The following is a 21,110-nucleotide window of genomic DNA, read 5'->3' on the forward strand; positions in this document are numbered from 1 at the left end:
GATGTTAAATTTTTCAGGCAAATGGATAAAGCTACTTTTTGGAGATACTGGATTTAGGGCTTTGGTAGAGGTGAATGAATTATCATCCTAAAAGTCAAATTTTTTGTTTCAAACTAAGTTTCTTAAATATTTTTACCTAAACCCTTGTTTATTTTTAAATCATTAACTACATTTTGTTCTAAGTACTATGTGCTTACAGTTAAATTCTTTCATTTAAACGTTCAAATCAATGGAAAACAGAATCTCCATCGAGATCCCAGCAGCGGATCTCCAAGCTGTAAAAGCAGCCCTCCAGCAAGTACAAAGCTTGTTGGCACCGTATGTCATTGCGCTTACACCCGAGCAGCGCAAATCCATCCCCAAAATGAGTGACGGATCCGGTCCATTTGTAGACAAAGTGATGGACTATGCCGTCAACAATTCAGAATTTCTACCGGCATTTGTCAGTCTAGGAGAACTTGAAAAAGACTGGAATGCTACTTCGGGTTTGATGCCATTATTGAGGATGGTAGATCAGATCCATGACACCATGAGCGATACTGCCATGCTAGCAGGATCGGAAGCCTACAAAGGTGCGTTGAGTTATTATAATTCGGTGAAGCAAGCCGCAAAAATGAATGCTCCGGATGCAAAAGCCATCTATGAAGACCTGAGAAAAAGGTTTGAAGGGCAAGGCAAAAAACCAAAGCCTACCGTGTAAATTAAAAAAATAAACCCTTGATTTGAACTTAGACTGCACCGGACCTGAAAGGGTCCGGTTTTTTTGTGGACGATAATTGAGAAAAAACCATTCAAGTTTCCTAAACCAACACCTTGTCCACTTCTGATCACCGACAGTTCACCTCCGAACTGCATCAGTTTAGCAAAAAGCTCAGTGAGTTCACCTCCGAGCACAGTGAGTTGTGCAAAAAGCTCAGTGAATTCACCTCCGAGCACAGTGAGTTGTGTAAAATGCTCAGTGAGTTCACCTCCGAGCACAGTGAGTTGTGTAAAATGCTCAGTAAGTTCACCTCCAAGCTCAGTAAGTTCACCTCCGAGGTCAGTAAGTTGTGAAAAAAGGTGAACTGTGTAGGTAAAAAGGGGAGTGAGTTCGCCTATGTAGTGGGGGGAGGTACTTGGGAAGTACCCCTCTCCACTTGGGAAGTACTCTTTAAAATGGAAATGGATTTATGAAAAATCTAAAAATAAAAAAGGTGCAAATTCAATTTGCACCTTTTTTATTTTTTAAGAAAACTCTGATTCTAAAAGAGTTTCAAGAATTTGATCAAAAAATGAAATTAATACCAACTTGGTAATTTCTGCCGAACATGATCATAAATGACTGTCCTGAGGAAACAGGTAGAAGTTTGCCTAGATCATTTTGAATGCTCTTGCTTTCCGTTATTCCATATCCCATAAGAGGCATGTTCATTTCTATCGAGAGATTGTTAAGAAAGCGATAGTGAAGACCAATGGATAAATCCATTCCATAATTCCGATAACTTTGGATTGTTTGTAATTCACCGTTTGTTATACTGTTAATGCTGTTAATATGCTTTTCTGAATAGCCACTAACTCCTATACCTGTTTCTCCAAATAGTTGAAGGTTTTCGTCTAATTCAAAAAACTTTCTTGCAAAAACCCCAATACCTGAGGTGTTCAAATACTGATCACCCCAACCTTCATTAAATTCATTATAGATGTAATCTTGTCCAAAGTGACGTCTATTGAATAATCCTTCTACACCCGCCATCCACTTGTCATTAAGCATGTAGGCCAGACCTGGAGAAAATGTATAAGTATGGGATATATTATTTGATGAAGCCGAAGTTGGGTTAGAAGTGTTTTCATAAGAGGAATTAGTAAAACCTAGCTCTACACCTACATTTCCCCTTATAATCCATGATCCCTTTTCCATTTGTGCCCAACTGTTGTGGGAAAATGAAATAAGTACAAATATTAAAATTGACCTTATTTTCATTGTTTGTTAATAAAAAAGTTGACACCTAAGAAAATTGATGTTGTGTTTATCCCAATATTCAAATCATGGATATTTGTCCTTGATTCAACGTTGGGCTCATTTTCCTTTTGGACGCTGTAGCTGTAACCTATAGGGGAAATCAAAGCTTCTATTGCCAACCATTTTTTTGGGAAATAAGCAATTCCACCATATCCTTTTAGCTGTAAACCATTTGTTCTCAATTCTCTTTCCTCAGTATTCGGGCTTGAAACATCGCTATTGATTCTGTTAAAGTATCCGATGTCAGCCTGGGCAAAAAGGAAAACCTGTTCGGAAATCGAAAAATATTTTCTCGTAAAAGCCCCAATACTAGCAGTCGTAGATTTTTGGCGGAAAATAAGTTCGTCTGTGCTTTCAAGATTATTTGTCCAATAACTTCTCCGGTACGATAGATTCATTCCCACCACCAAATTCTTTTTTACAAACTTCCCTACCTGAGGAGAAATGTCAAATCCTTGGTTTTTATAAATGTTTTTATCTGTGGATGGTGGGTTTGACCTGATATCATGGTTGATATAATAGTTAAGTGACCCACCTAACATCCAATCTCCTTTGCTGGTTTGGGCTTCTAAAGAGGAAAATACTCCTGAAGCAACAATAATAAATAGTAGTTTTAGTTTCATGATGCAATGATACATCTATCACTAAGAAAAACAAGCTAATAGTTTTAAAATATTTTGATACAATAAACAAGCTAATTTAGATAACCGTGTGGGTATTCGAGTGAGAATGAATACTATGAAACTTCCAAAGAGGAGTTAAAAAATTCGACACCTTAAGGGTCGTAGACAATCAAATCGATATCCTTTTTTCCATGGGTTTCACCCATGGCTATTGAAATGTTTGACCCCTTTGGGGTCTTTTTAAAATTAAGGATTAATGCTTCAAAGCAAGGGAGTGACGGCAAAGCCGTCCAACTTCTCAATAGCCCCCGGTGCAACCGGGGGTAAAAAGAAACAAGATAGTTGACAACAACCCTGGAAGGGTTGAACCTTGACAACTATTTTATTCCCGGCTTATATTTCCTTCTCGCATTTTTAAGCACATCCTCTCTATAAAAACTTACGTCTTTGAATTCCCCTTTGCTGTATCTTTCAGCCTGATCGACAAAGTGTGGAGAAAAGGGATTGCCGCTTTGACCGCCGGCAATGAGGCTTTTTGCTTTGACTTTATCTCCAAACTCCACCACGGCCACAAAGCTGTTGCCCACATTGCCGTACCATTTCTTGGTATTGGGATATGCCCTGCTGCCATACGCCGCCAATGAACCCCAAAGTGAAGAATTATAGCCGATGGGTAAGCTTGGGAGATGGTCATCATACCTTCCCTGGATGTCATTGGTAACCCGCTGAAACCTGTTGATCTCTCCCCAAGGCGTATTCCATGTTCCAAAATCTTCCACCAATTTGTCCACGGCTTTTTCAAAAGCGGTGATCTTCATACTATCAGGTGCTTCTTTGGCAAGCAGATCAAAGATATAAGCATCCCAAGGTCTGTCCATATCTCGGGCTTCCCTCAGGAGTTGGTTTCCCCAAAATACCGCCAAGGACGTTCCCACAGAACTCACTCCGGTATTTCTATCCCAATCGGAAAGGACTTCCATAGGCTTTTTTAGCTTTCCCTTTCGTGGATCTGTTTCGGGCAGATTCCTATAAGCCTGTTCCAATGAAGGGATCAAAGGTTCAAATGCCATGAGCTTGGGGTCATAGGCAGTCGCGATCAATGATTCCAAAGTGAAATCTTTTTTGCCGGTCAAAACTCTCACTGCATTCAGTCCCCGTGCATTTTCCACATCCCATGCCATGTAGGCAGGAAAGCTTTCCCTCTTCGGAGAAAAGGATCCGGCCGCGGTAAAAGGATCTGAATTACAGTTTTGGATCCATCCGTTTTCAGGATTTTCGATCAAAAGCATTTCCTCGACTTCATGCAGCCCTTTCCAATCTGTGGCCGGATTGCTGCCGTCAACGGTATTTCTCCAATCAAATTTCGGGTCTCTTTTTGGGACAAAATTGCCGTGGTAGTAGACGATATTTCCATCCTTGTCGGCATAGACGGTGTTGTTGGAGGAGTTGGTTTTGAGTGCCATGGTGGCTTTGAACTCCTGGTGGTTTTTGGTTTTTGTTCTTGAAAATGATTGAATCAGTGCTTTTTGCCTTTCTGCCATCAGGGCGATGGCGATCCATTTTCCGTTTTCTTCCTTGATTACCGGGCCGTGATGGCTGTAATAGGCTGTTATCGAGTGCTCTTTGACCTGATCTCCCTCTTTGTATTTGAGTTTGATCTCTTTCTCAGTCAGTGGCAACCACTTTTCCCCAAACTGATAATGGTATTTTCCTTTTCTATTTTCTACAGTCAGTGCATAATGGTCGATCGCATCGGCTTTGCTGGAAGTATGCATCCAACCGTTGTATTCATTGAATCCCTGGTAGATAAAAAACTGTCCCCACGTCACCGCGCCGTAGGCATTGAGTCCTTCTTCGCTGACCATATGTACTTCAGGACGGAAATAAAAGGAAGTGTGTGGATTGATTAAAAACAGCGAATTTCCGCTTTTCGAAAGTTTTGGTGCGATGGCAAAACCATTGCTGCCTCTTGGTTCAGTATCCCAATCCCTTTCCTCCAACACAAGGTCGGAAAGCATTTCTTTCCCATAAAATGACTTGAGTCCGTTGGTGGAAATGGTTTCAATATCTCCGCCGATGCTTCCTTCGCTGAAAGTCAAAGCCATCCAAGGTTCGAATTTGGTGAGTAACTTGGGTTTGACCTCAGGATGGGTATGCAGGTAATAATTGATCCCGTCGGCCCAAGCGTTCATCAATTCTTTGAGCCAGTCAGGGGAGTTTTGGTATTCGCTTTTGACCACCTCCTCATCGATATACAGCTTCATTCTCAAATCGGTGTAGAGCAGGTTGATGCCTTCCACTTCCGCCATTCTCCCCATGGCATTGATAAAGTTGACTTCTACGCGGTTGAAATCGTCCTCACATTGGGCATAGACCATTCCAAATACTGCATCGGCATCTGTCTTGCCATAGACATGCGGAATGCCCCATTGATCTCTGATGATTTCAGTATTTTGGGCCCTTAGTTGCCATTTTGAGATTTCACTTTGAGCGAATGAATAAAAATTCAACCCGAGAAGGGAGATGAGCAGAAGTACTCTTTTTAGCATAATTGGGTTTGGTTTTAAGTAAAGCTAAAATAGGGATTTGACCGTTTTATTCAACAATATTTTATTGAAGTGGCCAAAAACATCATTGTTGTACTCCTTCATCTGTTGTTAAAATGGTTTATATTGATTAAATTTTAAGTAATACAGAGTTAAATCAGATTTATTTAGGAAATAATAGACTTTTTGTTTCTTCAAAAAGTTCGAAAATGAGGAGTTTTAGGAGAATCTTTAATAGAAAGTAGTTGTCAAAGAAATGGGTCTTTGACTTAAAGAAATCAATCGGATTGATGGTAACACGCGAAAAGGTTGCAATGGAGGTATTCAAGCTTTTGGACATTGTGTCTGATGGGATCCTGATTTTGGACAATCAGGTTAAAATTCTTTACCTCAATAAGGTAGCAGCGTTTTTCCTTGGAATCGATCAAGAAAAAGCCTTGGATCAGGAATTTTTAAAACTGGCCATTGATCCACAAATTTCAGGTTTGGTCCACAATTACAAATCAGATAAATCCACCTCCTCTATAGAAATTCACGTGGGTGAAGGAGAAAAGCAATCCTGGATTGAATTGAAGATTTATGGTAAGGATGAATATGTGATCGTGTGTTTTAGAGATATCTCTGCAAGAAAGGAAGGCGAAGAAAAGTATAAAATGGCTTATGAGTCCATCAGATTCCTGAATTCCCATTCCCAAAAAATCAAGGAAGAAGAGCGGACACTCCTGTCCAGGGAAATTCACGATCAATTGGGCCAAAGGTTGACAGGGATGAAGATGGAAGTTGATTTTATTTTGAAAAAAAGTTCAAACCTGGATGACTTTGCGAAAGAAAAACTTCAGGGCGTTCTCAAGCAGATAGAACGGACTGTGAGCACGATAAGGAATATCTCCCGAAGTCTGAGACCTGGTATTTTGGATGATTTTGGTCTTTTGGCAGCCTTGGAATGGCAGGCGGAGGAGTTTAAAAAAACGGTGCAAATCCCCGTATTTTTTCAATATGGTGGTAAGGAAAAACCAATTGAAAATCAAAAAGCTACTGCCATATTTAGGGTTTTTCAGGAGTGCCTGACCAATATCATGCGACATTCCCAATGCAGTCATGTCAAAGTAGAAATTGATTTTGGACCTATGGCCTTGAAACTTATGATTGTGGACAATGGATCGGGATTTGATACCAAAATCTTAAATAACACCAAATCACTTGGTATATTGGGAATGAAAGAGCGGGCAGAGAGTTTTGGTGGGAGTTTCGACATTCAAAGTAGCCCGGGAGATGGGACAAAAACCATTTTGACCATGCCTTATTAAAATCAAATCAATGAAAGCCTTAATCGCGGATGATCACCCTATAGTCAGAAAAGGAATAATTCAATTGTTGAAAGATGCGTTTCCGGAAATGTTGACCGAAGAAGTCAGTTCGGGGATAGAAGCAGTCAAAAGAATCAACCATGAAAAATGGGACCTTATCATCCTGGATATTTCTATGCCCGGCAGGAATGGCATTGATGTACTGAAACAAGCCCGCAATTCGGGAATAAAAACCCCAATCCTGATTCTGAGTATGCAGGCAGAGGAACATTACGCACTGAGGACATTGAAGGCCGGGGCATCGGGGTATGTCAGCAAAGAAAGCGCAGGAGATGAACTGGTAAAGGCAGTGGAAAAGGTTATGAAAGGCAAAAAATATATCAGCCCAAAGGTGACGGAAATTCTTGCTGAAAACCTGGGGGAAGAACCAGAAATTATCCACGAGAAATTATCCGACAGAGAAATGGAGGTCATGATGCAAATCGCTTCTGGGAAAACCGTGTCTGATATAGCGGCAGAACTGAGTTTAAGTGTGAGTACAGTAAGTACTTACCGGCTCAGAATTTTGGAAAAACTTCATCTTCACAACAATGCTGAGATATTGAGGTATGTTTTTGAAAATGGAATGGCTTGATTTTGTAGTACAAACAACGACAGCAAAATCGCTTTTTTGACTAAAGCCTGCGGGTGTGATAGGAGGTAATTTTGGAGAAACAATTTACCCTTCTATGTTTTACGCCAAAGAATCTCGCATCAAAGCCATCGTATATGATTTAGCTCCAAGCAATACGGTGAAAATTTTTGAAATATTCAACGACTTACCCTTTGTTGAAAATCTGGGAGCAGTCTATTCCATAGATTCCATGGTAGATAAAATAATTGACCAAAAGGCAAACCTGGTCTTTGTAAATGTTTGCTACAAGATGACATCCGGCAAATTTGCTCCCGTCCAAGTCATTGAACGAATCAAAACCTTAAATCCCTCAGCTACTATTATCCTTGGTAAATCCCACATTGGACCACTTTTGAAGCAGTTATACCTGCAACAGGGTTTTGACTATGTCATTGACAAAGTGAATGATTTCGATAAAATACCTCAGATATTGCAGCAGATTTTTATCGAAAAAGAATTGGAAGAAGTAGCTATGGTTGCTTAATCAACACCCGATTAATGTAAAGCAAGTGGAATGGGAGGGCCTCTGTCCGATACTGCCAGGTATGGGAACCCGGTCTTTCGGTATATTCGTGGGGAGTTTGGTTTTGAAGAAGCAGTTGATGGAGTTGTCTGTTTGTTTCAATTAAAAAGTCATCTACCCCACAATCTATGATCAAGGAAATCCCATTTTGTTTCATCCTATCGACCAGTCCCACCACTGTTTAGTCAGTGAAGGGGGAATCATATTTGATTTCCCCCAACATTGCCTTTTGACCTTCAATCTATAATTTTCAAAAGGAAGTTTTTTGAGCATATAAATGATAGGATTTTTGAAAAGTACCTTGGTAAAAAACCAAATCAAATAGATTTATATGTATATCCGCCTTCTTACCAGTATATGATTACTTACAGAATGGTCTCGGCAGGCTCGACCACCGGAATTTATTGATATTGAAGGGGGGTGGTAGAAATGCGGCTTTGCCGCATTTCTACCACCCCCCTCTGATCTCACGATATCCGTTCACCGAGCTTGCCGAGGTGGAGAAAAATGATATTTGGCTATTGGTATGAAAGCGGATAATCAAATAGATTTAATCTGACAAGCACCCTGTAAGATTTAAGAGGGTCAAAAAAATACGTCAGAAATGTTTCTGGCATTTCTGACGCTTTAAATAAATTCTTAGTGAAATTTTTTGACTTTTTCCTGTTCGCCTACGGAAGAAACAGTCTGACTCAATCTTTCTGCATAATCATCTAACAATTCCCTTATTCTGGCTTGCTTGTCAGACTTGACGATAAGTCCTGCATGGTAATCCAAGGGCACCCGGAAACAAACCTCTGGATCATCGAACGAAGACAGGTCAGGGTCTTGGAATTTTGACAGGGTAAGAACGATTCCGGCATAGCCCTTCTTCACTTTTGGAAGGGTGTATTTTTTACCTTTGACTACAGAATCTTCGATTTTCGCCCATTCAGTCCAAAGATTGATATCTGTAGCGCCTTCCACCATTTCGGCTAGATGTGCACCTCCGACTCTGGATGATGTCTCCAAAAAGTAGACCTGGCCATCATCTTTTCCTTTGATAAATTCTGTGTGACTTGCACCGTTTTTCATCCCAAAAGCTTTCATTACCTGCTCGTTGGCTTTTCGCATGGATTTGTCATCCTCCGAACCGTAGGTGACATTGGCACTTCGGAATATTCCGCCGCCTTGTGAGATTTCCATCGGTGTCGCCAGGTATTTGGAAACTGTGCAAAAAATATTTTTCCCATCTAGGTTGAGTCCATCAGCATGGTAGACATCACCGGGCCTAAATTGCTCCACCAGATACCTCAAGCGGTTATCACCCATTTCATGGATGTTTTGCCATAGGCTATGTTTGTCATGGACTTTGATGATACCATGGGCAGATGCTTCAGACCTTGGTTTCAAGACCCAAGGTGGCGGTACATTGTCTGCGAAATGGTTGATTTCTGCATCATTGAATAAGGCCGAAAAAGCAGGTACCAAAACCCCTGCTTCTTGGGCCCTCATCCTCATGGCGAGTTTGTCCCTGAAATACCTTCCCGTGGTCTGACCCATACCGGGGATTCGGAGATTTTCCCGTAAGAAAGTAGCTTTCTCCACATCATAATCGTCCAAAGCCGCAATGGCGTCGATTTTTACCCCTTTCATCAATCCGGCCACTCCTGTCAACAAAGTTTCAAGATCCCAGTCCAAATCCTGTCCGGGCATATAGAAAATCTCATCGATATATTCTCTTGGCCAATTGTTTTCGCGTAGTTTTTCTGAGGTGATCAGATAAACTTTGTTGCCGGCTTTTTTCAAGGCAATCAAAAATGCACTTCCTTTGAAATAATTGGATATGCATAAAAATGTCTTAGGGCTATCTTCCATGGTCTAAAGATTTTCTAACAATTTAATCAATAAATGTACTCCATACGCAGTGGCGTGCTTTGTTTTTGCAAATTCAGAATCACCGAAAGCTGTACCGGCAATGTCAATATGAGCCCATGAGGTATGGTTTTCTGTAAAGAACTCCAAAAATTTTGCAGCTGTGATGGCACCGGCGTAAGGTTTACCGTGAAAGTTTTTGATGTCGGCAATTTCCGAATCCATCTCGGTTTTGTATTGATCCCACATGGGCAATGACCACAACCTTTCGCCTATTTTTTCTCCGGATTGCTTGAGGTTATTGGATAATTCTTCGTTTTTGGAAAACAGAGCGGCACATTCATAACCAAAGGTACCCACCGCACTTCCTGTCAGAGTCGCAAAATCAATGACTGTATCAGGTTTGTAATTTTGGATCAGGTAAGACAGTCCATCTGCCAAAATCAATCTTCCTTCCGCATCGGTATCGATTATTTCAATGGTTTTGCCACTGTAGCTTCCGATTACATCTGAGGGTAAAAATGCATGGCTGTCAATTGCATTTTCAACACATGGCACCACAGCTGATACGTTCACATTGAGTTGGAGGTCAGCGATAAGCTGCATGGCGCCGAGAACTGCGGCGGCACCTCCCATGTCACATTTCATGTGGACCATTCCCTGGGTTTTGATATTCAGTCCTCCTGTATCAAAGGTCACACCTTTGCCAACAAGTCCTATATGCCTGGAAGCCGATTTGGACCGGTATTTCATGATGATGAATTGAGGTTCCCGGTGACTTCCCTGACCAACCGCCAAAAATGCCTTTAGGTTTTCTTTTTCTGCTTTCTTTTTATCGAGAACCTTGACGTCAAAACCGAATTTTTTCCCGGCATTGGCAGCCCAATCCGCCAAATATTTCGGAGTGATTTTATTTGGAGGCAAATCCACCAAATGGAATGTTTCGATTTGTGCATCAGCAATTTTCAGCCCTTTTTCGATTATTTTCTTTGGTTCAGGTATTGCTGATAAAATTGAAATATTGACTTTTGACCAATTTTTTGGACCTTTTTCGGATTGCTTGTAATGGCCAAGCCGATAAGTGCCAAGAACCAATCCCGAAACAGCAGCTTCAAGAAAATCGGTGTCCATCTTATCCTCCAAAATGACCAAAACCTTTTTTTCAAAAAGATTTTCTTGTTTGGAGGTCAATCTTCTGAAGGCTGTCTTGGTCGTTTTGTAGGAAGGTTCCTTCCCTAATCCAACCAAAATAAAAATCCTTTCGGAGCCTTTGTCTTCAACAATAAATTGACTGTCCTTTTTCCCCGAAAATAGATTTTTGGAAATAGTAAATGATTCAAAGTAAATGGCTTGACTGCTTTCATCCGTTTCAAAAAAAGGTATGATGACCAAACCTTTGAAACTGTCAGAAGATTTTATGGGGGATATTTTCATTTTTATTTTGGGACAATCGTTATAATAAAGAGGTGAAAATTATTTTGATAGCCGGAGGCGGGAACAAATTCCAACTATAACAACAAGATAAATTGAATTTTGAATTTTCAAAAGATAAAGGACAATTCTTTGAAGTCGTAGCCCTTGAGTCTCTGCTATTTTTTTTGATTTCACCCTACAAGTCACCTTTCCGGTTACTGAAGAAAAGCCATTCGATTGCTTTTGGAAATTCATCACTCCAATAGGTCTCATTGTGTTTGCCCTGCTCGTTGATGCTGAGTTGTATTTCCATTTTTTCCTTGAGGGTATCTCTTTTGAGAAGTCTTTTCTTGAATTTCTTGATATGGCTGACCATTGTTGCACTTTCTTTTCCTCCTGCATACAGATATATTTTGGTGTCCAAGGGATCGAAAAAGTCCAAAAAAGAAAATTTGATCTTTGGAATCACCCAAAGAGAAGGGGAGAAGATCATCAATTTGCCATAAACTTCCGGATAGATCAGGCCACTAAACAAACTTACGAGTCCCCCCATAGAACTCCCTCCGATACCGGTAAATTCCCTTTCAGGTTTGGTGCGGAAATTTTTATCTATAAATGGCTTCAAAGTATCGGTAAGAAAACGGATATACTGTTTGCCCTGCCCTTTTCCAAGCAAGGTCTTTCCTACATTATATTCCAAAACCCTTTCTTTTTCAGCATGTTCTATGGCGATGATGATAATTTTACCGATCCCATAATCTGACATGACAGCGAGTTTTTTATCTATTTGCCAGTTGCCAAAGGGCGATTTTTCATTGAAAAGATTTTGAGCATCCTGTAGATAAAGAACAGGATAGAACTCTTCGGAAGTATTGTAGTCATGGGGCAGCAATGCCCACACTTTTCGGGTTTTGTTGAGTTGGGGAATCTCAAATTCTTCTGAAATCAGGTGGACCTGAGGCAGTTGACTTGGTCTGTAAGGAAGCCAATTTTGACGCCATTTCGGTACATGTTCTTTTTGAACACCTGTTTTTTTCTTGCAAAATCTGTTTGGGGTTTTATTCTCGAACTTGTCAATTTCTACTTCTGACCAGTCACCTTTGGTAAATTTGTAAATCAGTTCTGCGGGGTATACAAATTCAGGAGGGAAAGAGAAGGAGTAATTTCCCGATGCAATTTTGTGCATCAGGTATTTTTTGTCCTGGGTAATCCATTGGTTAAAATTTCCTGACAAATATACAGGGCGATCATCGTCTTGATCGGTTGAAAGTAGTATAGTCAGTCCATCTTCAACGTTTTTGACTTCCTCCTGACTCACTATCGTATTTTCATCACATTCCATTCGTGTTGTTTCCAATTTGTAAATAACAATTCCTTATGAGTAAAATTAGGTCATATCGTTGGGGCAATTATTGAACAATTTTCAAATTTTTGTTCAATTCTTTGTGAGGATGACATAATTTTTTCAAAAAAAATTCCATCAAATGGTTTCATACTTCTCCTATCAAGCTATTGACCAACTGTAGCGTATGGACAGCGGCAAGTCCTGCAGTCTCTGTCCTGAGTCTACTTTTGCCCAAAGAACATGGCAGGAAAAAATTCTTGAATGCAAGATCAAGCTCTTGGGGAGAAAAATCCCCCTCAGGTCCGATTAGGATAAGGTATTCCCTATTTGGTTTTGCTTTTTCAAAAAGATGTCGGGTATTGTTTTGATCGACATAGGCGATAAATCTTTGGTATGTATCGAACTTTTTGTTTATCACCAAATCCTCCATTTTACAAATCGGATTTAATTTCGGAAAACGGGTCTTTATACTTTGCTTGCAGGCTGATATTATTTTCTTTTCTAACCTTTCAAGTTTCAGAAAAGACCTTTCAGAATGGACCGATTCCATCAGGGTAATTTCGTGAACACCAATTTCAGAGATTTTTTCAATCATCCACTCCATGCGCTCTGGATTTTTGGTAGGGCAAATGGCAAGGTGGATATAAAAGTCTTCCTCAGGTTCATAAGACTTCTTTTCCACTTTTAAACCTGCCTTTTTTGGATTTGGATCTAGAATTACACACTGGTACAAATAACCCTGACCGTCGGTAAAATCTACTTTATCGCCCTGGCTTTTTCTCAAAACCTTAATCAGGTGTTTAGATTCATCAGGATCTAAATGGAAAAGAACTTCAGGTATGTTGTCGTGGAAGAAAAGCTGCATTGTTCTGGATAATTATTTGTAAAAATACATATTCATTTTGGAGACTGTGTCAGGATGAAAAAAAAAGCGCAATCTCTGGGAGACTGCGCTTTTAATAATTGACTTTTTGTTTTGTGACAATTAAGCCTTTGAAATTTCCATGTTTACTGTAATTCCTTTGATGGTATTGTTTTTCATCACTTTGATTACATGTTCTGCATCTTTGGAAGGTACATCTACGAAAGAGAAGTTGTCAAAGATATCGATGCCGCCAATGCTTCTTCCCGGTACTCCGGTTTCACCTGCAATGGCTCCAACGATGTCGTTTGGTCTGATTCTGTCTTTCTTGCCAAGGTTGAGGAAAAGACGGGCCATTCCTGGCTCTCTGACTCCTTTTTCCCTTGCAGGACCACGGTCAGAAGATCTTTCGCTTCTTTCGCCTCTGTCAGGTCTGTCTCCTCTTTCTGATCTCTCAGGTCTGTCTCCTCTTTCTGCTCTTTCAGGTCTGTCCCCTCTGTCGCTTCTTTCGAATCTTCCACCACGCTCCCTGCTTCCGCTACGTCCTGAATCTCTGTCTCTCTCTCTTCCTCTTCCAAAATCCCTTCCTTCAGATCTTCTTGCGCCTCTGTCTCCGCTTCTTTCTCCACCTCTTCCAAGGTCAAGATCAAAGTTTTGGTCTTCCATTTCGTGGACCGCATCAGCCATTTGGATTTTTGCAAGACCTAGAACAATCTGCTCCATGGTCAAACCTTCAGTAAGCATCTGTCCGATAGTATCTTCGTAGAAGCTGTTGTCCTCAGTTTTGTTCAGTTGTCTATAGACATCCTTGATCAATTGAGTTTTCTTCAATTCAACCAAATCAGCTACAGAAGGAGGAGCCATTTTAGTGATAGAGGTCTTGATGAATTTTTCCAAATCCTTCACCCTAAACATGTCTTTTCTTCCTGTTACGAAACTTATAGCTGCACCTGATTTACCGGCACGGCCTGTTCTTCCGATTCTGTGGACATAATTGTCCTCATCCAAAGGAAGGTCAAAGTTGAAGACAACTTCAACATCGTCAACATCAATTCCTCTTGCAGCGACGTCAGTTGCCACCAAGATGGCTACCTGTCCTTTTCTGAATTTGTTCATCACCTTAGTCCTCTGACCCTGAGAAAGGTCACCGTGAAGGGCTTCAGCGGCGATGCCTCTGGCCAAAAGTTCTTCGGTAACTTCGTCGGTTACTCTTTTGGTATTACAGAACACAATACCCAAGGTAAATTGATTCAAGCTGATCAGCCTGGTCATCAATTCAATTTTAAGTGCAGGCTTTACTTCGTAATATACCTGAGACACATTCTCTACAGTGAGTTCTTTTCTAAGGACCTTGACAATCTCAGGATTTTTCTGATATTTTCTTGTCAAGTCCATGATTGGCTTAGGCATAGTCGCAGAGAAGAAGACGGTTTGTCTTTCCTCAGGACATTCGCTCAGGATGTTTTCGATATCATCTCTGAAGCCCATGTCAAGCATCTCATCAGCCTCATCCAATACGATGATACCGACGTTTTCTAATTTTAATGTACCACGGTCCATATGGTCCATGATTCTACCCGGAGTACCGACCACGATTTGAACACCTCTTTTGAGGTCTCTTACCTGTCTGTCCATCGAATCACCGCCATATATACAGGTAGAGGAAATACCTCTTTTGTACTTGGCAAGTTTTACGATTTCGCCTTCAACCTGAACAGCAAGTTCACGGGTAGGGCAAAGGATCAAAGCTTGTGGTTTTTTAATGCCCGCATCAACCTTGTCGATTATTGGAATACCAAAAGATGCAGTCTTACCGGTTCCCGTCTGGGCCTGTCCGATGACGTCTTTTCCTTCTAATAAGAAAGGGATAGATTGTGATTGAATGGTAGAAGGTTGGGTATAACCCATGTCTTCCACCGCCTTGAGGATTTCTTCTGAAATCCCCAGGTCTGAGAATGTTAATTCTTTTTCCATGAAATGTTTCCTTACTTCTTCTAGACCATGTTTTTCTTTGAAGCAACCCAAGTCAAGCGACAGTAAGGAAACCCACGGTTAGAAAAATATTATATTATTAATTCGGGTGCAAAGGTAATGTAAAAAAAATTGAACTGCAAGGATCATTTAAAAATAATTAGAACATCTTCAAAAAAAATGGGTTGTTTTTAGTTTTTTATTCTGTTTTTGGTCATTTTGATACCCATTACATATATTTTGTTGCAAGGTTGTTGACCAAATTTACATACTCAGAGGAAGCATCTTCTTTAGATTTTCCTTTCATTGCCAACCAAGAATTATACTTTGCAGCTGCAACGAAATCAAATCCACCGGGTCTTTCTTCATTATTATCACCTTCCGTTGCTTGCTTATAAAGGCTGTAAAGTTTTAATAACTCTTCATTTGAAGGCTTGCTAGTAAATTTTTTTGTCAAAGCGACAGCAGATTCTAAGGTGTTTGCTTCCATTTGTAAACTTGATTTCAATTTTCAGTTTCCAAATATATAAAAGAATGGTGATTGGTTTTTGGTTTTGGATTTCAATCCAATTAAAAATCTGAAATTTTTATAAAGAGAAAGCTCCAAAACCAAGTTTCTAAACTTGAAGTTGGAGCTTTAAATATTGTATAAATTTTGCTTAGCCTCTTTTGTTCATAGAAACATAATGCCTATCCACCTCACCGGTGTAGATTTGGCGTGGTCTTCCGATTGGTTCACCGTTGTGTCTCATTTCTTTCCATTGTGCGATCCATCCTGGCAGACGTCCCATGGCAAACAGCACTGTAAACATATCTGTAGGGATACCCAATGCTCTGTATATAATGCCTGAGTAAAAATCCACATTTGGATACAGGTTTCTTTCTACGAAATATTGATCGTTAAGAGCTGCATATTCAAGTTCTTTGGCGATTTCTAAAACAGGATCTTTAACTCCTAATTTTGCAAGGACGTCATCTGCTGCTTTTTTGATGATTTTTGCTCTTGGATCAAAGTTTTTATAAACCCTGTGACCAAATCCCATCAATCTGAAAGGATCATTTTTATCTTTTGCCTTATCAAGGAATTTTTTGGTGTCTCCTCCATCTGCTTTGATTGCTTCGAGCATTTCAATTACAGCTTGATTGGCACCACCATGAAGCGGACCCCAAAGTGCATTGATACCTGCAGAGATGGAAGCATAGATACTAGCCTGTGAAGAACCAACAATTCTGACAGTAGATGTAGAGCAGTTTTGCTCGTGGTCAGCGTGGAGTATCAGTAGCTGATCCAAAGCTTTCGCAACTATAGGATCAACATCATATTTCTCAGCCGGCAATGCAAACATCATCTTCAAGAAGTTGGAGCAATAATCTAAGCTGTTATCAGGATAGTTTACCGGATGTCCGACTTCATTTTTAAAAGCCCAAGCTGCAAAGGTTGGCATTTTGGCCAATAACCTAATGATACTCAGATTTACTGCATCTTCGTTTCTAGTTGGATCCAAGGATTCCGGATAGAATGCCGTCAAAGAGCAGATCAAAGAAGAAAGAACGCCCATTGGGTGAGAGTTGGACGGGAATCCATCTAGGATTTTCTTGATGTCCTCATGAACCAAAGTGTGGGTAGTAATCTCCCTTGTAAACTTTTCGTATTGGCTTTGTGTAGGAAGATCGCCATATATCAATAGGTAGGCTACTTCCAGGAAGGTTGATTTTTCAGCAAGTTCTTCAATATTATATCCTCTATACCTTAGGACACCAAGTTCACCGTCCAAAAAGGTGATTGAACTTGTGGTTGAACCTGTGTTTTTGAATCCTGGGTCTATTGTAATCAATCCGGTCTGAGCCCTCAGTTTGGCTATGTCTATAGCTTTTTCATTCTCAGTTCCTTCAATAATTGGGAGTTCAAAATCTTTTCCTCCATATGAAAACTTAACGGTTTCGGACATAAGTATTGTTTTTATTTTTTCTGTTTATCGTATCAAAGTGTTTAACTTCTTTAGCTGCGCTTAAGTTAGTAAAAACGTGTATTTTTTACATGTTTAATTACATCAGTAGCGGATTAAAGATTATGAAATTATTTTATTGTTTCTATAATGAAAATCAAAAATCAAAAATGATTCTTGGTTTATTTTATCCAAATACGTAATTATTATTGTTCAAATATCGTATTTCCAAATTAATATTTTTTTCTAAGCTAAAGAAGCTTCTGGTTTTTTTGCAAAAAAAAAAGCCCCGAAGGGCTAATTTTATTTACAGAAGTGTTCAAAAACCTCAACGAGGTGTTCGCCGATCATTTTGGCATTTCTTCCTTCGATGTGATGCCTTTCAATGAAGTGCACCAATTCACCGTCTTTGAACAATGCCATGGCAGGTGAGGAGGGAGGATATGGCAAATGGTGTTGACGCACTTTTGCGACAGCAGCTGCATCATTTCCTGCAAAAACAGTAGCCAATACATCCGGCTTGATGTCACTTTGATCCAAAGCCAACCTAACTCCGGGTCTTGCAGCGCCGGCTGCGCAGCCACATACAGAGTTGATGACAATGAAAGTGGTTCCTTTGTGGTCTTTCAAATGGTTATCCACTTCTTCGGCTGTTCTGAATTCCTGAAAACCTGCATTGGTCAGTTCAGAACGCATGGGAGCAATTAATTCCTCTGGGTACATATTTTTTTAATTTTTTATTTTTAAAGAAAACCTAATTCAAGTTTGGCAGCTTCGGACATCATGTCCTGTGAATATGGTGGGTCAAATGTCAATTCCAATTCCACGTGGTTGATACCTTGGATCTGCTGGATTTTGTTTTTTACCTCTGAGGGGATAAATTCCGCAGAAGGGCAATTGGGTGAAGTAAGTGTCATCATGATGTATACATTGTTGACAGGATAGATGCTGATTTCATAAATCAAACCCAAATCATACACGTCAACAGGAATCTCAGGATCATACACTTGCTTGATGGCATTGATTACTTTTTCCTTAAGTTCTTGCGAAGGTATTTCCTTTATTTCTTCTGTGGTTTCTGACATATCGTTTATACATTTTGCTTGGCCTGGTAAGCCAAAGCGTATAATTTCATTTGCTTGATCATGGCGGAAAGCCCATTTGATCTTTGGGATCCGATGATATTTCCCATTCCGATTTTATCTATAAAGTCAAGATCGGCTTTGAGGATTTCCTGAGGCGTTCTACCTGAAAGCACCCGGATCAATAAGCTGATAAGACCTTTGGTAATATCTGTGTTGGAATCTGCCAAGTACTGAATCCTGTCTCCATCCCCTCTGGTTGTGAGCCACACTTTAGATTGACAGCCTTTGATGATGTTTTCGTCTACTCTTTCCTCCTCGGGAAATTTTGGTAATTGACTACCCAATTCCATTATATAATAGATGGTAGATTCTTTGTCGTCTCCAAGAATCTCGAATTCCTCGATGATTTCGTTCTGTATGTCCTGGATGCTACTCATTTATTTTTGATTTTGGCTATTTTGGCTAAGCTTACCGCCATTTGGTCAATTTCTGATTTGGTATTGTAAACAGAAAATGAGGCCCTTACAGTTCCTTCGAGGCCTAAACGTTGCATAAGAGGCTGCGTACAATGATGACCTGTCCTTACTGCGATTCCGTTTGCATCAAGCATCACACCCACATCAAAAGGGTGCATTCCGTTGATATTAAATGATACGACACTTACTTTCTCTGAGGCTGTACCAACAGGAACAAATCCTTTAATCTGTCCAAAAGTTTCGTTTGCATGGTCAAGCAACTCATCTTCATGTTTTTTGATATTTGATTTCCCTATAAAGGAAATAAAATCAAGAGCCTTCTGAAAGGCAATTACATCGGCAATATTTGGCGTTCCTGCCTCGAATTTGAAAGGGATTTCATTGTAGGTTGTTTTGGCAAAAGTGACCTCTTTAATCATCTCACCGCCACCTTGATAAGGAGGCATGATTTCCAGCAGGCTTCTTTTTCCATATAAAATCCCCAAACCCGTCGGTCCATATAACTTGTGCGCTGAAAAGGCCAAGAAATCACAATCCAAGTCCTGAACATCTATATCCAGGTGATTGGTCGATTGGGCACCGTCCAAAAGTACTTTTGCGCCAACTTGATGGGCTTTTTTGATGATTTCTTTTACGGGATTTATTGTGCCCAATGCATTGGAAACATGAACGATACTTACAAATTTCGTCTTATCAGAAAGCAGGTTTTCAAACTCCTCCAAAAGAATTTCACCCTTGTCATTGATTGGGATAATCTTTAAAATAGCCTCTTTTTCCTCGCAGAGCATTTGCCAAGGCACGATGTTGGAGTGATGCTCGAGGGTAGAAATGATGATTTCATCACCTTTGGTGATAAATTTTCTACCAAAAGAAGAAGCTACTAAGTTGATGCTTTCTGTAGTGCCTTTTGTAAAAATCACTTCCGCACTTTCATTGGCATTGATAAAATTCTTTACTCCATCTCTTGTCTCTTCATAATATCTTGTCGCGCGGTCCGCAAGAGTATGCGCACCTCTATGAATATTGGAGTTATCATGTTCGTAATACGCAGTTAGCGCGTCAAGCACCGATTGGGGTTTTTGGGTAGTCGCAGCATTGTCAAAATAGATCAAAGGCTTCCCGTTGACCTCCTGATGGAGGACGGGAAACATTGTTCTGATTTCTTCTATATTCAATGGCATGACTTTTTCTTAAAAATTACTTCCCAAACGATTTTGGACAATATTTACAATATGGTTTTGAAAAGCCTCATCGGAGATGTGGTCCATGACCTCGCCCGTAAAAGCATATAACAACATTCCTCTAGCCTGTTCTTTGCCCAAACCTCTTGCCCTCAAATAGAATAAGGCTTCTTCATCCAATTGCCCCGTAGTACAACCATGGGAACATTTGACATCATCCGCCCAGATTTCCAATTGCGGCTTGGTATTGACAATCGCGTCTTCGGACAATAGGATATTGTTGTTTTGCTGGAAGGCATTTGTCTTTTGGGCATCTTGCCTTACGAAAATTTTGCCATTGAAAACCCCTCTTGAACTATCAGCCAACAATCCTTTATATAATTCATTGGATTGGGCATGTGGCTTGGTATGGTCCACATTGGTGTGGTTGTCGACGTGGGTTTTCCCATTCAAAAGGTATAAACCATACATATTTCCTTCGCAACCCGAATCAAGAAGATTCAAGCTCAGGTTATTCCTTACCATATCTCCCGAAAGAGATACCACTACAGAGGTGAAGACGGAATCTCTATGGATGTCTGTTTCGGTGTTATTGACTGTAATGGCGTTTTTACTTTCGTTTTGAAGCCTGTTGTAGTGAACTTGGGAGTTTTGTCCGACTTTGATTTCTGTCACCATGTTGCTGAAATAGGTCTTGTCATCCAAAGAGACACTGTCCTCCAAGAATGTCACCTCAGCATTATCCTCAACTTCAATCAAAATCCTAGAATGGATGACTTGTCCGTCATTTGATTGATTAAGGAAAAGGAAAAGGATCGGTTTTTCAACTTTTTGGTTTTTTGGTACTTTTAGATAAACCCCGTCCTCAAAAGAAATATTGTTTAGGGCCACAAAGGGGTCCTTTTCTGTTTTTGCGATTTTTCCCAAAAGCTCAGGTTTGGCATCGCTTATCAAAGAAAGTATATACCCATTGTTTGATATAGTGGATAATTCTTTTTCAAAAAAGCCGTTGTTAAAAACCAACAGGTCACCCTCAAATTCCCCGAAAACATGGGATTGGATGATTTCATTATTTAAACTTGCTTTTTTGGCGAAAGAAAAATCAGAAATTGAGTTCTCCAGTTTTTTGGTGATGGCGGTAAATTTGTATTCTTCTTCTTTTATTGCCGGAAGTCCGGTTTTTTCAAGAATAGCCCTACTTGATTTTCTCAGATTTGAGAAAGAAGATCCGCTTGGAACCTGACTTAACAAGGAGTCAAGTATATTAATTTTGGTAGTTGTCGTCATTGATTTTAAAAGATTTTTG

General features: G+C 40.1%; 19 protein-coding genes. 4 read left to right on the top strand and 15 right to left on the bottom strand.

The genetic code is table 11. The features are described from left to right. The first annotated feature begins 229 nt into the window (after positions 1-229). Positions 230-700, top strand: coding sequence for a hypothetical protein (locus tag MMU05_RS09640; RefSeq protein ID WP_241141469.1), 471 nt, complete (start codon positions 230-232; stop codon positions 698-700). A gap of 564 nt (positions 701-1,264) precedes the next feature. Here MMU05_RS09640 and MMU05_RS09645 read toward each other — a convergent pair. The 3 genes from MMU05_RS09645 to MMU05_RS09655 form a co-directional block, all read right to left on the bottom strand. After that, entirely contained in the window at positions 1,265-1,960 is a 696-nt protein-coding gene (locus tag MMU05_RS09645; protein WP_241141470.1) for an outer membrane beta-barrel protein, read from the bottom strand. Further along, entirely contained in the window at positions 1,957-2,622 is a 666-nt protein-coding gene (locus MMU05_RS09650; protein ID WP_241141471.1) for a hypothetical protein, read from the bottom strand. The genes MMU05_RS09645 and MMU05_RS09650 overlap by 4 nt, the downstream gene beginning before the upstream one ends. Before the next feature lie 377 nt (positions 2,623-2,999). After that, positions 3,000-5,171 carry a penicillin acylase family protein gene (locus MMU05_RS09655; protein WP_241141472.1) on the bottom strand — a complete coding sequence of 724 codons (2,172 nt, stop codon included), beginning with the start codon at positions 5,169-5,171 and terminating at the stop codon, positions 3,000-3,002. Positions 5,172-5,458: 287 nt separating this feature from the next. On the opposite strand from MMU05_RS09655, the gene MMU05_RS09660 reads away from it, so the two are divergent. The 3 genes from MMU05_RS09660 to MMU05_RS09670 all read left to right on the top strand — a co-directional run bounded on the left by MMU05_RS09660 (position 5,459) and on the right by MMU05_RS09670 (position 7,632). Continuing rightward, the gene (locus tag MMU05_RS09660; protein ID WP_241141473.1) at positions 5,459-6,475 is read left to right on the top strand and encodes a sensor histidine kinase; all 1,017 of its coding nucleotides are present in this window, start codon (positions 5,459-5,461) and stop codon (positions 6,473-6,475) included. Between the two features lie 10 nt (positions 6,476-6,485). Then, positions 6,486-7,109 carry a response regulator gene (locus tag MMU05_RS09665; protein ID WP_241141474.1) on the top strand — a complete coding sequence of 208 codons (624 nt, stop codon included), beginning with the start codon at positions 6,486-6,488 and terminating at the stop codon, positions 7,107-7,109. Between the two features lie 94 nt (positions 7,110-7,203). Further along, a complete protein-coding gene (locus MMU05_RS09670; protein WP_241141475.1) occupies positions 7,204-7,632 on the top strand; it encodes a radical SAM protein in 429 nt (142 codons plus the stop codon). A 678-nt stretch (positions 7,633-8,310) separates the two neighbouring features. On the opposite strand, the gene MMU05_RS09675 is transcribed toward MMU05_RS09670, so the two are convergent. The 12 genes from MMU05_RS09675 to sufD all read right to left on the bottom strand — a co-directional run bounded on the left by MMU05_RS09675 (position 8,311) and on the right by sufD (position 21,091). Then, the gene (locus tag MMU05_RS09675; protein WP_241141476.1) at positions 8,311-9,528 is read right to left on the bottom strand and encodes an ATP-grasp domain-containing protein; all 1,218 of its coding nucleotides are present in this window, start codon (positions 9,526-9,528) and stop codon (positions 8,311-8,313) included. A gap of 3 nt (positions 9,529-9,531) precedes the next feature. Continuing rightward, positions 9,532-10,959 carry a leucyl aminopeptidase family protein gene (locus tag MMU05_RS09680; protein WP_241141477.1) on the bottom strand — a complete coding sequence of 476 codons (1,428 nt, stop codon included), beginning with the start codon at positions 10,957-10,959 and terminating at the stop codon, positions 9,532-9,534. A gap of 175 nt (positions 10,960-11,134) precedes the next feature. Beyond that, positions 11,135-12,280, bottom strand: coding sequence for an alpha/beta hydrolase (locus MMU05_RS09685; protein ID WP_241141478.1), 1,146 nt, complete (start codon positions 12,278-12,280; stop codon positions 11,135-11,137). Positions 12,281-12,428: 148 nt separating this feature from the next. Next, the gene (locus MMU05_RS09690; protein WP_241141479.1) at positions 12,429-13,148 is read right to left on the bottom strand and encodes an RsmE family RNA methyltransferase; all 720 of its coding nucleotides are present in this window, start codon (positions 13,146-13,148) and stop codon (positions 12,429-12,431) included. Between the two features lie 120 nt (positions 13,149-13,268). Then, positions 13,269-15,119 carry a DEAD/DEAH box helicase gene (locus MMU05_RS09695; RefSeq protein WP_241141480.1) on the bottom strand — a complete coding sequence of 617 codons (1,851 nt, stop codon included), beginning with the start codon at positions 15,117-15,119 and terminating at the stop codon, positions 13,269-13,271. A gap of 226 nt (positions 15,120-15,345) precedes the next feature. After that, complete coding sequence (locus MMU05_RS09700) at positions 15,346-15,606, bottom strand: acyl-CoA-binding protein (protein ID WP_241141481.1); 261 nt, start codon at positions 15,604-15,606, stop codon at positions 15,346-15,348. Between the two features lie 169 nt (positions 15,607-15,775). Further along, positions 15,776-17,065, bottom strand: a complete 1,290-nt coding sequence (locus tag MMU05_RS09705) for a citrate synthase (protein WP_241141482.1) — start codon at positions 17,063-17,065, stop codon at positions 15,776-15,778. A gap of 300 nt (positions 17,066-17,365) precedes the next feature. After that, on the bottom strand, positions 17,366-17,785 hold the full coding sequence (locus tag MMU05_RS09710) for a BrxA/BrxB family bacilliredoxin (protein ID WP_241128382.1): 420 nt from the start codon (positions 17,783-17,785) through the stop codon (positions 17,366-17,368). A 20-nt stretch (positions 17,786-17,805) separates the two neighbouring features. After that, the gene (locus MMU05_RS09715) at positions 17,806-18,147 is read right to left on the bottom strand and encodes an SUF system Fe-S cluster assembly protein (protein ID WP_241141483.1); all 342 of its coding nucleotides are present in this window, start codon (positions 18,145-18,147) and stop codon (positions 17,806-17,808) included. A 5-nt stretch (positions 18,148-18,152) separates the two neighbouring features. Continuing rightward, positions 18,153-18,584, bottom strand: a complete 432-nt coding sequence (locus MMU05_RS09720) for a SufE family protein (RefSeq protein ID WP_241141484.1) — start codon at positions 18,582-18,584, stop codon at positions 18,153-18,155. Continuing rightward, a complete protein-coding gene (locus tag MMU05_RS09725; RefSeq protein WP_272493292.1) occupies positions 18,581-19,804 on the bottom strand; it encodes a cysteine desulfurase in 1,224 nt (407 codons plus the stop codon). The genes MMU05_RS09720 and MMU05_RS09725 overlap by 4 nt, the downstream gene beginning before the upstream one ends. A gap of 9 nt (positions 19,805-19,813) precedes the next feature. Continuing rightward, a complete protein-coding gene (gene sufD / locus MMU05_RS09730) occupies positions 19,814-21,091 on the bottom strand; it encodes a Fe-S cluster assembly protein SufD (protein WP_241141485.1) in 1,278 nt (425 codons plus the stop codon). Positions 21,092-21,110 lie beyond the last annotated feature (19 nt).

Source organism: Cognataquiflexum rubidum, from assembly GCF_022538115.1.
Taxonomy (GTDB): Bacteria; Bacteroidota; Bacteroidia; order Cytophagales; family Cyclobacteriaceae; genus Cognataquiflexum; species Cognataquiflexum rubidum.

Excerpts from the sequence above, each read along its gene's own strand:
- MMU05_RS09640 (WP_241141469.1), top strand. The coding sequence starts at position 230 with ATGGAAAACAGAATCTCCATCGAGATCCCAGCAGCGGATCTCCAAGCT.
- MMU05_RS09645 (WP_241141470.1), bottom strand. The coding sequence starts at position 1,960 with ATGAAAATAAGGTCAATTTTAATATTTGTACTTATTTCATTTTCCCAC.
- MMU05_RS09650 (WP_241141471.1), bottom strand. The coding sequence starts at position 2,622 with ATGAAACTAAAACTACTATTTATTATTGTTGCTTCAGGAGTATTTTCC.
- MMU05_RS09655 (WP_241141472.1), bottom strand. The coding sequence starts at position 5,171 with ATGCTAAAAAGAGTACTTCTGCTCATCTCCCTTCTCGGGTTGAATTTT.
- MMU05_RS09660 (WP_241141473.1), top strand. The coding sequence starts at position 5,459 with ATGGTAACACGCGAAAAGGTTGCAATGGAGGTATTCAAGCTTTTGGAC.
- MMU05_RS09665 (WP_241141474.1), top strand. The coding sequence starts at position 6,486 with ATGAAAGCCTTAATCGCGGATGATCACCCTATAGTCAGAAAAGGAATA.
- MMU05_RS09670 (WP_241141475.1), top strand. The coding sequence starts at position 7,204 with ATGTTTTACGCCAAAGAATCTCGCATCAAAGCCATCGTATATGATTTA.
- MMU05_RS09675 (WP_241141476.1), bottom strand. The coding sequence starts at position 9,528 with ATGGAAGATAGCCCTAAGACATTTTTATGCATATCCAATTATTTCAAA.
- MMU05_RS09680 (WP_241141477.1), bottom strand. The coding sequence starts at position 10,959 with ATGAAAATATCCCCCATAAAATCTTCTGACAGTTTCAAAGGTTTGGTC.
- MMU05_RS09685 (WP_241141478.1), bottom strand. The coding sequence starts at position 12,280 with ATGGAATGTGATGAAAATACGATAGTGAGTCAGGAGGAAGTCAAAAAC.
- MMU05_RS09690 (WP_241141479.1), bottom strand. The coding sequence starts at position 13,148 with ATGCAGCTTTTCTTCCACGACAACATACCTGAAGTTCTTTTCCATTTA.
- MMU05_RS09695 (WP_241141480.1), bottom strand. The coding sequence starts at position 15,119 with ATGGAAAAAGAATTAACATTCTCAGACCTGGGGATTTCAGAAGAAATC.
- MMU05_RS09700 (WP_241141481.1), bottom strand. The coding sequence starts at position 15,606 with ATGGAAGCAAACACCTTAGAATCTGCTGTCGCTTTGACAAAAAAATTT.
- MMU05_RS09705 (WP_241141482.1), bottom strand. The coding sequence starts at position 17,065 with ATGTCCGAAACCGTTAAGTTTTCATATGGAGGAAAAGATTTTGAACTC.
- MMU05_RS09710 (WP_241128382.1), bottom strand. The coding sequence starts at position 17,785 with ATGTACCCAGAGGAATTAATTGCTCCCATGCGTTCTGAACTGACCAAT.
- MMU05_RS09715 (WP_241141483.1), bottom strand. The coding sequence starts at position 18,147 with ATGTCAGAAACCACAGAAGAAATAAAGGAAATACCTTCGCAAGAACTT.
- MMU05_RS09720 (WP_241141484.1), bottom strand. The coding sequence starts at position 18,584 with ATGAGTAGCATCCAGGACATACAGAACGAAATCATCGAGGAATTCGAG.
- MMU05_RS09725 (WP_272493292.1), bottom strand. The coding sequence starts at position 19,804 with ATGCCATTGAATATAGAAGAAATCAGAACAATGTTTCCCGTCCTCCAT.
- sufD (WP_241141485.1), bottom strand. The coding sequence starts at position 21,091 with ATGACGACAACTACCAAAATTAATATACTTGACTCCTTGTTAAGTCAG.